Consider the following 12,229-nt stretch of genomic DNA (forward strand, 5'->3'; position numbering starts at 1 on the left):
ACCATTTAAAGCTTTAATTAGCCTTTTTAGTTTATACTTTTAAGTTTGAAAATCTTTAAAGAAAGTGAGAATTTATGGGACGAGCATTTGAATACCGAAGAGCTTCTAAAGAGGCTAGATGGGATAAAATGAGCAAGCTTTTTCCTAAGCTTGCTAAAGCCATACAAGTAGCCGCTAAAGAAGGTGGCGCTGATCCTGATATGAATCCAAAATTAAGAAGTGCTATAGCTACAGCAAAAGCAAATAATATGCCAAAAGATAATATAGATGCAGCTATTAAGCGTGCAAGTGGAAAAGATGGTGTAGATATTAAAAACATTCATTATGAAGGAAAAGCTGCACATGGAGCTTTAGTTATAGTTGAATGTATGAGCGATAACCCTACACGCACCGTGGCTAATGTTAAAGCCATTTTTAGCAAGAATGGTGGAGAAGTTTTACAAAATGGATCTTTAGGCTTTATGTTTACTAGAAAAGCGGTTTTTCATCTTGAAAAATTTGCAGGAGATTTAGAAGAATTAGAACTTGATTTGATCGATGCAGGGCTTGAAGAATTAGAACAAAATGAAGAAGAGTTGGTAATTAGCGGTGATTATACTGCTTTTGGTGAGCTAAGCTCTGCTATAGAAACTAAGGGTTTAGTTCTTAAAAAAGCAGGACTTGAATACATACCAAACAATCCTGTAAGCTTTAGCGAAGAACAGCTTAGCGATATAGAAAAACTTTTAGATAAGTTAGAAGATGATGATGATGTTCAAGCTGTTTATACAAATATAGATTAAGGAGAAATAATGATAAAAACAATCGACACAAGCAAAGTAAATGAATACAAATTTGCTCTCATAGAAACTGAAAAAGGCACAATGAAACTAAAACTTTTTGGCGATGAGGCTCCACAAACGGTTTGTAATTTTGCTATTTTAGCTAATGAAGGATTTTATAAAGATTTAAATTTTCATCGCGTGATCCCAAATTTTGTCATACAAGGAGGTTGTCCGCACGGCAATGGTATAGGTGGACCTGGATATGAAATCATTTGTGAATGTGATGATCAAGAACATAAACATGAGCGTGGAACTTTATCTATGGCACACGCAGGACGCGATACGGGTGGTTCTCAATTTTTCATTTGTCACAGCCCTCAAGCTCATTTAGATGGAGTTCATACTGTTTTTGGGCAAATTGATCCAAAAGATAAGGAAAGTTTAGAAGTTTTAGACTCTATACGCCAAGGAGATAAAATTCTAGATATAAAAATTTGCGATAAAATTTAAAATTTTAAAACTTTTTTGAAACTATAATTTACAAAGCTAGTCCATAAGTTTGACTAGCTAAAAATAATTAACACATAATTTTTTTTAAAGCTTTTTTTTCTATAATTATAATTTTATTTCAGTTAAATGTAACAAAATTACAAGGAGTTATGATTATGAAAACTAAGTTTTCACTTATTTTAAGTGCTTGTCTTCTTTCATCTTCACTTTTTGCTAAAAATGCAGATGATGAGATAACTAAGCTTCAAAAACAGCTTGCGCAAATTCAAGCCGAACTTGCACAAATCAGAAAAGAAAGAGAAGCTCAAGCTAAGCAAAATGAAGCTGTAAAAGCTGAACTTGCCGATCTTAATGATAGAGCTGATGAAACAGAATTTCAAGCTGCTTTAAGCAAGGTTAAATTTGGTCTTGAGTTTTCAACAGCGGTTTCAAATACAAATTATAAAGTTGGCGGACAAGATTATAGTGCTAATAACAAATGGATGAATGAGCTTCATTTAAATATGAATGCTGATATTAATGATAAAACCAAATTCTATGGTCGTTTATCTATGGCTAAAAACTGGTCTCAAATGGCTTGGAGTGGCACTCCTTATGACTTAGATGCAGGAAGAAATACAAGAACAAGTGGGCCTGTACTTTATGTAGATAGAGCTTATCTTGATTACTATATCACGCCTGAGTGGATTGCGACTGTAGGAAGACAGCCAGGAACTGATGGTCCAGGAAGTAATCTTAGAAACAATGCTTTAAGACAATCCACTTATCCAGCCTTAGCAATCAACGCTCTAGGTGATGCAGCGGTGATCACTTATAAACCTGAAAGTTTGCAAGATCATAAAGTAGCTATCCGTGCAGCTTATGGTAAAACTTATCAATGGGATGAAGAGGGTAAAATAAGAGACTGGATGAGCGATCAAAAAGATGCTGATGCAAATCTTTACTATGCTGCGGTAGAAGGAGAGCTTCCTATAGAAGGCATGGGAGATAATTTAATATTATTTAATATTGCATATTTAAGCGATTTTGCTTTGCCGCTTAACAATGGTCCAATTGCTTTTAGTAGTGGCGGTGCTACTACTATTCTTGATGATGATGGTGTAGTAAATTTAGGAGATTTAACTATAGCAAATCTTCATTTTGAAAATTACAAAGCTTTTGGAACGAATTTTAATTATTTTCTATCTTTGGGTTATTCTCACGGGAATAACAATCAATTAAGTTTGCCATTAAGTGCAATTCTTAAAAGTCAAGGTTATGGCGATGGCAAGTTTAATGAAGAAGATGGTTATGCGGTACATGTAGGTGGACGTTATGATTTTACTAAGGCTTTAAAAGTAGGGTATGAGTTCTTCTGGGGAAGTAGATACTGGTATACTATGAGCCGTCCAAGTATCAACGATCCGCTTAATATAAGAATGACAAGAGGAACGGCTCATGATGTTTATGTGATTTATCAACTTGATAGATATCAATTCTTGCGCTTAAGCTATACCAATATCCAAAATAAATGGGGAAATCGTGGCTTACCATTTGGTGGAGCGAAAAAAGATAAAGCAAGAGCTGATAATATCATGTTAATGTATAATGTAAAATTCTAAGGAGCAAAAGATGAGAAAAATACTTTTTGCAAGTTTATTACCTATCATTGCTTTGGCTGATTGTGCAAGTTTGATGGCAAAATACGAAGCTCCAGAGCCAGAGTCAAAAACAATGAAACAAGTTGAACGCTGGATTAGTAAAAAAGTTAGCGATCCAGCTGATGCTGCTGTTTTAAAAGAGTGCATGATCGCTCGTGCAGCGGACAATCCAAATCAAGTTTCAGTTGCAGGTAAATAAAAAAAGCGGTGTAAAACCGCTTTTTACTGTTTAATTTTTTAGCTACAATTTTTTAAAATTTTCTTCAAATAAGGCTAATATGCAAGAAACCATTTCTTTTATTGTTGAGATGGCTAGTGCTTGGGGGTATTTGGGTATTATTATCTTAATGACCTTAGAGAGTTGTTTTATACCTTTTCCAAGTGAAGTTGTTATGATACCTGCTGGATATTTAGCACATAAAGGTGAACTTGATATTACTCTTTGTATACTTAGTGGGACTTTAGGTTCTGTTTTAGGGGCTTTGATTAATTATTATATTTGCTTTTTTTGGGGTAAAAATTTTGTATTAAAATGGGGTAAGTATTTTGGTATAAATGAAGCCAAATTTGCTAAATTTGAAGAATTTTTTAACAAACACGGGGAATTTTCAACCTTTACTTGTCGTCTTTTACCAGGAATTCGTCAGTATATCTCTATGCCCGCAGGTTTGGTAAAAATGAAACTTGTAAATTTTATACTTTTTACTGCGCTTGGTAGTGCTATTTGGGTGGCTATACTTGTATTTTTGGGTTATTATATAGGACAAAATGAAGAGTTGATTAAAACTTATTTAACTCAAATTTTAATCATTATAATTATTTTTGTGATTTTCGCAAGCTTAATTTATATCAAAATCAAAAAGCCTTTTAGTAAATGATTTAAATTGTAAATATTTTTTCTTTATTATTTTCAAATTTGCTATAATTATAATAAATTCAAGTTAAAGATGATTAAAATATGGAAAAACCTGATATACAAAGATTAACTAATTTTTTAATCGTATATACTAAAACTTTATTAAGTGCTGGAACTTATACAGCTAGGGTAGCAAAATGCGTAGGAAGAATAGCCGAGGTTTATGGTTATGAGATAAATATCAATTTCTTTTTTCATCATATTACTTTAAATATTGTAGATATAGATGATAACTCCATTCAAAGAACTTATGTCATACCTAATCATCATGCCCATGTTAATTTTAAGCTTATTTTTGATTTAAGTGCTTTAAGCTGGGCTATATATGATCACAAATACGATCTTGAAAAAGCAAAAGTCGTTTTTGAGCAAATTTCTCAACAAAAAAAGCATTCTTATTTGCTTAATCTTTTATTTGTTTCTATGGCAAATTCGGCTTTTTGTAGGCTTTTTGGCGGTGATTTTGGCGCTGGAAATTTGGTGTTTTTTGCAACTTTTGTGGGATTGTTGTTAAGATATATTTTAACTAAAGCAAAGATTGATTTAAGAATTCAATACATCCTTTGTTCTTTTGTTTCATCGTGGTCTGTATTTTTTGGACTGGATATGGGATATACCAATACCTCTGATGTGGCTTTGGGTTCTAGTATCTTGTATCTTATACCAGGGGTATTTTTTATAAATTCTGTGATTGATATATTAAAAGATCATATTTTAATGGGGTTTAGTCGTATTATCAGCGTGGCTATTTTGATTTGTTGTATAGCACTTGGAATTTACATGACGCTTAGTATTTCAGATTTTGGGATTTTAAGATGATTGAATTTATTTTAAGAGATATGTTTTTTGCTGCTGTGGCGGGATTTGGCTTTGCTTATGCTTGCAATCCACCTTTAAAAACCCTTATTTTATCTGCTCTTTTAGCGGCAATTGCACATGGGCTTCGTTTTACTTTGGTGGAATATTTTCATTTTCAAACTTTAGCAATCGCAACTTTTGTTGCCTCATTTTGCATAGGATGTTTAGGAATTGCTTTAGCAAAAATCATCAAAACCCCTGCTGAAATTATCGCTTTTCCTGCTCTTATTCCTATGATACCTGGAATTTATGCTTATAAAGCGATTTTGTATCTTATTTCTTTTATACGCAGTGATGATTTGAAGGCTAAGTCTGAATTTTTGGTTCAATTTTTTGATTATTTTTTTACAACCGTTTCTGTGACTTTGGCTCTAGCTATAGGAGTGAGTGTTACTTTGCTTATATTTTTTGAACAAAGTTTTATGATGACTAGACATGCAAAAAAACATTAAAACTTGTTGTAAAATTGTTTAATATTTCTTTTTATAATTTTAAATCAAAAATTTAAAAAAAAGGTATTGTATGTTATGTCCAGTTTGTAATGTAGATTTGATTATGAGTGATAGAAGTGGAGTTGAGATTGATTATTGTCCAAAGTGTCGTGGCGTTTGGCTTGATCGTGGAGAACTTGACAAAATCATAGAACGCAGTGTCCCTAATACAGCAAATTTTAACCAAGCTCCAAGACAAGAGTCAAGATATAATGACTCAGCTTATCATCAGCACAATGATTACTATAAAAAGAAAAAGAAAGAAAGTTGGCTAGGTGAGCTTTTTGACTTTTAATTTTTATAAAAATAACAAATATTTATATCTTTTTTAGCTTAATATCTTAAAATGTCAAGCAAAAAGGATATAAGATGTATAAATTTTTATCACACGAGCCTTTAGCTAACAAATCTTGTCATCATAATCACGAAGAACATTCTCATGAACATCATCATTCCCATGCTGATGCAAGGAGTATGGATAAAAAGATTTTAAAAATTTCTCTTTTAATGACTTTTTCTATGATGCTTGTGCAATTTATTTATTCAATCCTTTCAAATTCTTTGGCACTTTTAAGCGATACTTTGCATATGTTTTCTGATGTTTTTGCCTTAGCTCTTAGTTTTTTAGCCATTATAGCTGTAGAAAAATGGCAAGATCATCAAAAGACCTTTGGGTATTTTCGTCTTGAAGTTTTAGTGGCTTTTATCAATGCTTTAACCATTATTTTATCGGCTTTATTTATCATTTATGAGGCTATAGAAAAATTTATTAATCCAAAAGAAATTGACGCTAAAACCATGATAATTGTAGCTATTTTAGGCTTTTTGGTAAACGGGGTTAATGCTTTGATGATGTTTAAGGGTGCAAATTTAGAAAATGTCAATATGAAATCCGCTTTTTTACATATGATGAGCGATTTATTGGGTTCTTTAGCGGTTATTATAGGTGGGATAGTGGTGTATTTTAGCGGTATTGTTTATATAGATACGATTTTAGCTATTGTATTATCAATCTTGCTTTTAAGATGGGCGATTATCTTGCTTAAACAAAGCACTAATGTCTTGCTTGAAAGTTCTCCTGTGGATATAGAAAAAGTAAAACAAGTTTTGCTTTTAAATCCTAGTGTGGATGAGGTGGTGGATTTGCATATTACTCAAATTACCAATAAAATGCTAGTAGCTTCTATGCATTTAAAAGTGAAAGTTTGTGATCTAAAGGAATTTGAAAAACTATCTCAGGATTTATCCCATAAATTACTACATGAATTTGAAATCGGACACATTACTATACAACCTATAAGGAGTGAAAATGAAATTTAAAGTAAAAAATGTTAATTGCATGAATTGTGTAAATTTGATTAAAAATTCCCTTGAAGATGAATTTGGAAATATAGAAGTGGATTTGGAGCAAAAAATTTTAAGTTTAAATTTAGAAGAAAATCAAGTATCAAATTTTACAAAAGAATTTCAAGATTTAGGTTTTGAGATCGTAGAGCGTTTATAATGGAAGAATTGCGTATAAAAATAGGCAAAATGACTTGCGTTAATTGTTCTAATGCCATAGAAAGAGCTTGTAAAAAAATTGATGGTGTTAAAGATGCTAGTGTTTCTTATGTGAATTCTAGTGGGGTTTTTTTACTTGAAGATCAAAAAAAACGCAAGGATATCATCGCAAAAATTAAGAATTTAGGCTTTGAAATTTTAGAAGATGAACAAAGCTTGAACGCATACAAGGCAAAAAAACACTTAGAGTTAAGAAAAAATTTGCTTTTAAGTATAGTTTTGAGTGTGATTATTATGTATTTTGAAATGTTTGTTAAAAGTTCTTTTTCGCAAAATATCCAAATGGCTTTGAGTTTTTTTGGGATATTTTATTGCGGGAGAGACTTTTTTTCTCATGCTTTTTTAGGCCTTAAAAGCAAAAATTTAGATATGAATACCCTTGTAGCTTTGGGGACTTTGAGTGCTTTTGTGTATTCTTTTTTAGTGTATTTGCAAATTTTTAAAGAAGAAGATTTGTATTTTAGTGGTGCAATGATGATTATTTCCTTTGTGCTTTTAGGAAAATATCTTGAAAGTAAGGCTAAATTTAAAGCACAAGATTATCAAAGAATTTTAGAAAATATAGACACAAAAAAGACAAAAATTTTGCTTGAAGATGAAAGTATTAAAGAAATTCCAAGTTCTTTTGTCAAAAGTGGCGATGTGCTTTTGGTAAAAGAAGGAGAAAGCATTGTTGCAGATGGAGTGGTGCTTTTAGGAAGCGCAGAGCTTGATATGAGTTTTTTAAATGGGGAGTTTTTGCCTGTTTTAAAAAAAGAAGGCGATGAAGTTCAAGCAGGAGCAGTGGTTTTAAATGGTGCTTTAAGGATTAAAGCAAATAAAAAGGCTATGGATAGTACTTTAGAACAAATCAAAAATCTAGTTTTTGAAGCAGGAAATATCAAAAGTCCTTTGGCAAATTTAGCAGATCAAATTTCTAAATACTTTGTAGGGGGTATAATATTTTTTGCTTTTTTAGTTTTTGTTTTTTGGGTGGTAAAAGCAGATTTAAATACAGCTTTTTTGCACGCTTGTGCTGTGCTTTTGATTTCTTGTCCTTGCGCTTTAGGTCTTGCAACGCCTATAGCTTTGGTTGTGGCAAGTTCAAATGCGGCAAAAAATTTCATTCTTATTAAAAATCCTGCTGCTTTAGAAAAATTAGCCTTAGTTAAGTATGCTTTTTTTGATAAAACAGGTACATTAACAAAGGAAAATTTGAGTATTTTTAAACACAATCTTTCTAAAGATGATTTTGATAAATTGTGTCAAATTGAAAGTTTAAGCTCTCATCCTATAGCCAAGGCTTTACATAAAGATCAAATTTTTGATTTAAAGGGTGAAGGAAGAGTGATTGTGGGTTCTGGCATAAAATACAAAGAAGATAATGATATTTATCTTGTAGGTAGTGCGGAGTTTTTGCACGAAAATGAAGTTGACACAAAAGAAAGCGATGATTCTTTTAAAGAATATGTTAGGGTGTATTTTGCTAAGAATAAAAAGTGTTTAGGCAGTGTTTTATTAAGCAATGCTTTAAAAGATGGGGCTAAAGAGCTTGTGTTAAATTTAAAAGGGCAAAATCTTAAAACTTTTATTTTAAGTGGTGATCATATAGAAAATGTAGAAAAAATAGCCAAAGAATTACAAATAGATGAATTTCACGCTCAACTTAAGAGTGAAGAAAAACTACAAATCATTCAAAAATTTGAAAAAACTCTTTTTGTAGGAGATGGGATCAATGATGCGGCGGCTTTATCTGCTGCAAGCGTGAGTATGAGTTTTTCAAAAGCAAATGAACTTGCTAAAAAAACAGGAGATTTTATCTTGATAAAAGATGATTTATCAGCGATTTTTAAATGCTTTAAACTTGCTAAAAAAACACGCAGTATTATTAAGCTAAATCTTTTTTGGGCTTTTATTTATAATGCACTTTGCATTCCTATCGCGGCAGGATTTGTGCCTTTTATCACTTTAAGTCCTCATATAGCAGCGCTTGCAATGTGTTTTAGCTCTGTTACCGTGGTGCTTAATTCTTTAAGACTTAAAAGAATTTAAAAATTTAATTTTTATTAAAAATATATTATATATAATTAATATTACTAAAATATATTATTAAAATAGTATAAATGCAACAAAAATGTTTTTGCATAAGCAAAATGATTAGATTTTCAAAAGTTATTATTTTGCTTACCGTTGTATCGTTAGCAGGTATAGTGGTTTTTGGAAATGTGATAGATTACAATTCTAATTTCCAATTTGTTTCGTATGTGATGAGTATGGATATAAAGCCTGATTTATTTAGTTTATAGGGCTATTACTTCTCCTGTGATTCATCATATAAGCTATAGTAATTATTCTTTTTGAACTTTTATTGCCTTAACAGCTCTAAAAAAGGTGCTTATGATATGTTTAAAGCTAGAAATTTAGATGCTCAAAGCTTTCATAATACTAAGTTTTTGGGATTATTTCTTTAACTTGTTGTTGTATTTTATGGTTTTTTTTGCCTTCCAAGTAGTTGCTGTAGAATGGTTTGGAATGTGGATAAGTAAGGTGTGGAATAGTTTACCTGATGCTATAAGATTGGTAAATTATATGTTTTTAGTTTTGATTTTCATCTCTCTTAAAAATGATGATTAATTTTCTATACTAGGCTCTCCAAAACAATCTTTAAGAGCCTCTTTAAGATCTTCTTGTGGGTCAAATTTTTTTGCCCCTTCTTTAAGCATATTAATAGAACTTTGAATATCTATGTTTTTATTTTCATTGTTTGGTAATTCTTGAGTTAAGGATTGAAGCTTATTTTCATCAATTGTTAGTGCTTTTTGCACATTAATTTTAGCATTTTCTCCAAATTTAGCTTTAAAAAGTTCTTGTATGAGTTTAAAACCTTTATTGAGTGTGTCGCGATTTTGTCCTTGTGCGTTTGAGCTTATATTTAAAGTATTGTTTTCAAAACTAATAAATTTCGTGCTTTGTTTAAAGCATTCTGCAAGATCAAAATCCCTATCATAAATACTATCAAGCAAGATTTCATAAGCATTTTTTTCTGTTTTTTTCTCAAGATTGGGCATGATAGGAGAAGGCGTGATCTTAGGTGTAATATTTGTTATATTTTCTTGTTTGATTTCTTGGATTTGTGTGTCAATTTCTTTTAAATGACTTGCTTCCATCATCATAAAAGCCATAACACAAAGTGTAAAGCCATCATCATCGCAAAGCATATTCTTAGCTTTTGATAAAATACGGAAAAATCTTTCATAAATTAAAGTAGAAAATTCGGTACTTTTTGCAAAAAAACTTTCTTTTAAATAAAAAAGCATTTCATCAATCACGCTTGAGGCTTCATAGTCTTGTAATTCCTCTAAATACGCAAAAACTTTTTCCTTGTCTTTTGTTAAAATAGCCTGATAAAAGGCTTTGATTTTTTGAGGATCTAAAAAGCCTAACATATCTGTAATTTTACTAATGCTGATTTCATTTTGGCAAAAAATAATAGCTTGGTCAAGCAAGGTTAAAGTATCTCTTAAAGATCCATTGCCGCTTCTTGCTATGAATTTTAAAGCTTCTTCTTCAAATTTAACATTTTCTTTAAGTAAAATTTCTTTAAGATGATTTAAAATTTCACTTTGTGGAATTTGTTTAAAGCGAAAATGTTGTGTTCTTGAAAGCACAGTAGCTGGGAGTTTTAAAGGATCTGTGGTTGCAAGTATAAATTTAACATAACTTGGTGGTTCTTCTAAGGTTTTTAAAAGTGCATTTGCAGCCTGTGGGGTAAGCATATGCACTTCATCGATGATGAAAATTTTAAATCTTGCCATAGAAGGGGTGTATTTGGTTTGTTCGATTAAGGTTTGTATGTCTTCAAGTCCACGGTTGCTTGCAGCATCCATTTCTATAATGTCTATATGTTTGCCTTCAAGTGCTGCAAGACAGTGTTTGCAAGTACCACATGGAGTATCACTTGGCCCTTGTTCGCAAACTAAAGCACGAGAAAAAATTCTAGCACTTGAAGTTTTTCCACTTCCTCTAAGTCCTGAAAAAAGATAAGCATGAGCTAAGCGATTATGATTTAGAGCGTATTTTAAACTTACGCTAACTGTTTTTTGTCCTATGAGTTCATCAAAGGTTTTTGGTCTGTATTTAATCGCTAAAGCTTGAAGCATTTTCTACTCGTTCATTATAGATAAAAGTTCTACATTGTCTTTGGTTTTAAGCATTTTAGAATATAAAAATTTCAACGCCTCAACATCATCCATTTGAGAAATTGCTGAACGGATTGCCCAAATTTTTTGAAGATTTGCTACGCCTTGGAGTAATTCTTCTTTTCTTGTTCCTGATTTGATGATATTAATTGCAGGATAAATTCTTCTATCGGCGATATTTCTATCAAGAACTATTTCGCTATTTCCTGTACCTTTAAATTCTTCAAAAATTACATCATCCATTCTTGAACCTGTATCAATTAAAGCTGTAGCAACTATGGTTAAAGAGCCTCCATTTTCTATATTTCTAGCTGCGCCAAAGAAGCGTTTTGGTTTATGTAGGGCATTAGCATCTACCCCACCGCTTAGGACTTTTCCGCTGCTTGGAGTTGCGGTGTTATAAGCACGCGCCAGTCTTGTGATGCTATCAAGCAGGATAATAACATCTTTTCCTGTTTCTACCATTCTTTTGGCTTTTTCTATCACGAGTTCAGCTACACGCACGTGATTATAAGCAGGTAAATCAAAAGTAGAACTAAAAACTTCACCTTTTACACATCTTTGCATATCGGTAACTTCTTCAGGTCTTTCATCGACTAAAAGCACGATTAAATGCATTTCTGGATGGTTTTTTGCAATAGCAGCAGCAAGTTCTTTCATAAGCTCTGTTTTACCTGTGCGTGGTGGAGCAACGATGAGTCCGCGTTGTCCTTTTCCTATAGGAGTAAAAAGATCCAAAACACGACCCGTAAGCTTCATAGCATCGTATTCGAGTTTGATTTTTTCTGTTGGAAAAATAGGGGTTAAGTTATCAAATAAAGGTCTTTCTTTGGCTTCTTGCAAAGGTAGATAATTGATCGCTTCGATTTTTAAAAGAGCGTAGTATTTTTCTTGATCTTTTGGTTCTCTTACCTGTCCTGTAACGATGTCGCCTACACGCAGAGCAAATTTTCTAATTTGTGAATTTGAAACATAAGCGTCATTAACACTATCGCTAAGATTAGAGTCCATACCTCTTAAAAAGCCATAACCTTCAGAAGAAATTTCTAAAATCCCTGTAAAAAGTATGAAACCGCCTTTTTTTGTTTGTGCTTTTAAAATTTCAAAAATAAGTTCTTGGCGGCGAAATTCTCTTGGATTTTCGATTTCACATTCATTAGCGATTTTAACTAGATTTTCTAGATCTAATAATTTTAATTCTTCGATTTTATAACCTTCCACTGGAACGTGGGTTCTTTGATGTTGTTTTTTTTCTTTTTCCATAAGTCCTCGTAAGATTTAGCAGAATAATTTTTGTAAAATGTGATTT

15 protein-coding genes are annotated in these 12,229 nt (G+C 31.8%); 13 read left to right on the forward strand and 2 right to left on the reverse strand.

Features of this window, described 5'->3' with window-relative positions:
* Positions 1–74: 74 nt before the first annotated feature.
* From ELQ07_RS00675 to ELQ07_RS00740, 13 genes are all read left to right on the forward strand, one after another.
* Complete coding sequence (locus ELQ07_RS00675) at positions 75–782, forward strand: YebC/PmpR family DNA-binding transcriptional regulator (RefSeq protein ID WP_134224594.1); 708 nt, start codon at positions 75–77, stop codon at positions 780–782.
* A gap of 9 nt (positions 783–791) precedes the next feature.
* Positions 792–1,274 (forward strand): peptidylprolyl isomerase, encoded by a 483-nt coding sequence (locus ELQ07_RS00680; protein WP_070317040.1) that lies wholly within the window; start codon positions 792–794, stop codon positions 1,272–1,274.
* 155 nt (positions 1,275–1,429) lie between these two features.
* On the forward strand, positions 1,430–2,875 hold the full coding sequence (locus tag ELQ07_RS00685; protein ID WP_134224595.1) for a DUF3373 family protein: 1,446 nt from the start codon (positions 1,430–1,432) through the stop codon (positions 2,873–2,875).
* A gap of 10 nt (positions 2,876–2,885) precedes the next feature.
* On the forward strand, positions 2,886–3,113 hold the full coding sequence (locus tag ELQ07_RS00690) for a hypothetical protein (protein WP_002861881.1): 228 nt from the start codon (positions 2,886–2,888) through the stop codon (positions 3,111–3,113).
* 79 nt (positions 3,114–3,192) lie between these two features.
* On the forward strand, positions 3,193–3,792 hold the full coding sequence (locus ELQ07_RS00695; protein WP_134224596.1) for a DedA family protein: 600 nt from the start codon (positions 3,193–3,195) through the stop codon (positions 3,790–3,792).
* Positions 3,793–3,872: 80 nt separating this feature from the next.
* Positions 3,873–4,649 carry a threonine/serine exporter ThrE family protein gene (locus ELQ07_RS00700; protein ID WP_134224597.1) on the forward strand — a complete coding sequence of 259 codons (777 nt, stop codon included), beginning with the start codon at positions 3,873–3,875 and terminating at the stop codon, positions 4,647–4,649.
* The gene (locus tag ELQ07_RS00705; protein ID WP_002853757.1) at positions 4,646–5,140 is read left to right on the forward strand and encodes a threonine/serine exporter family protein; all 495 of its coding nucleotides are present in this window, start codon (positions 4,646–4,648) and stop codon (positions 5,138–5,140) included. Before ELQ07_RS00700 ends, ELQ07_RS00705 begins: the two co-directional genes overlap by 4 nt.
* A 70-nt stretch (positions 5,141–5,210) precedes the next feature.
* Entirely contained in the window at positions 5,211–5,474 is a 264-nt protein-coding gene (locus tag ELQ07_RS00710) for a zf-TFIIB domain-containing protein (protein ID WP_002933229.1), read from the forward strand.
* 74 nt (positions 5,475–5,548) lie between these two features.
* Positions 5,549–6,499, forward strand: a complete 951-nt coding sequence (gene czcD, locus ELQ07_RS00715) for a CDF family cation-efflux transporter CzcD (RefSeq protein WP_070317044.1) — start codon at positions 5,549–5,551, stop codon at positions 6,497–6,499.
* The gene (locus tag ELQ07_RS00720; protein ID WP_002852760.1) at positions 6,489–6,683 is read left to right on the forward strand and encodes a cation transporter; all 195 of its coding nucleotides are present in this window, start codon (positions 6,489–6,491) and stop codon (positions 6,681–6,683) included. Before czcD ends, ELQ07_RS00720 begins: the two co-directional genes overlap by 11 nt.
* Positions 6,683–8,773 (forward strand): copper-translocating P-type ATPase CopA, encoded by a 2,091-nt coding sequence (gene copA / locus ELQ07_RS00725; RefSeq protein WP_134224598.1) that lies wholly within the window; start codon positions 6,683–6,685, stop codon positions 8,771–8,773. Before ELQ07_RS00720 ends, copA begins: the two co-directional genes overlap by 1 nt.
* A gap of 71 nt (positions 8,774–8,844) precedes the next feature.
* Positions 8,845–9,027, forward strand: coding sequence for a DUF2165 family protein (locus ELQ07_RS00730; protein WP_134224599.1), 183 nt, complete (start codon positions 8,845–8,847; stop codon positions 9,025–9,027).
* A gap of 118 nt (positions 9,028–9,145) precedes the next feature.
* Positions 9,146–9,355, forward strand: coding sequence for a DUF2165 family protein (locus ELQ07_RS00740; RefSeq protein WP_208359320.1), 210 nt, complete (start codon positions 9,146–9,148; stop codon positions 9,353–9,355).
* Here ELQ07_RS00740 and ELQ07_RS00745 read toward each other — a convergent pair.
* Together ELQ07_RS00745 and rho are read right to left on the reverse strand one after the other, a co-directional pair.
* Positions 9,352–10,881: a DNA polymerase III subunit gamma/tau gene (locus ELQ07_RS00745; protein ID WP_134224600.1), complete on the reverse strand. Its 1,530-nt coding sequence runs from the start codon at positions 10,879–10,881 to the stop codon at positions 9,352–9,354. The genes ELQ07_RS00740 and ELQ07_RS00745 overlap by 4 nt on opposite strands.
* A 3-nt stretch (positions 10,882–10,884) precedes the next feature.
* Positions 10,885–12,183 (reverse strand): transcription termination factor Rho, encoded by a 1,299-nt coding sequence (gene rho, locus ELQ07_RS00750; RefSeq protein WP_057042622.1) that lies wholly within the window; start codon positions 12,181–12,183, stop codon positions 10,885–10,887.
* Positions 12,184–12,229: the final 46 nt, after the last annotated feature.

The organism is Campylobacter sp. US55, assembly GCF_004378955.1.
Lineage (GTDB): Bacteria > Campylobacterota > Campylobacteria > Campylobacterales > Campylobacteraceae > Campylobacter_D > Campylobacter_D jejuni.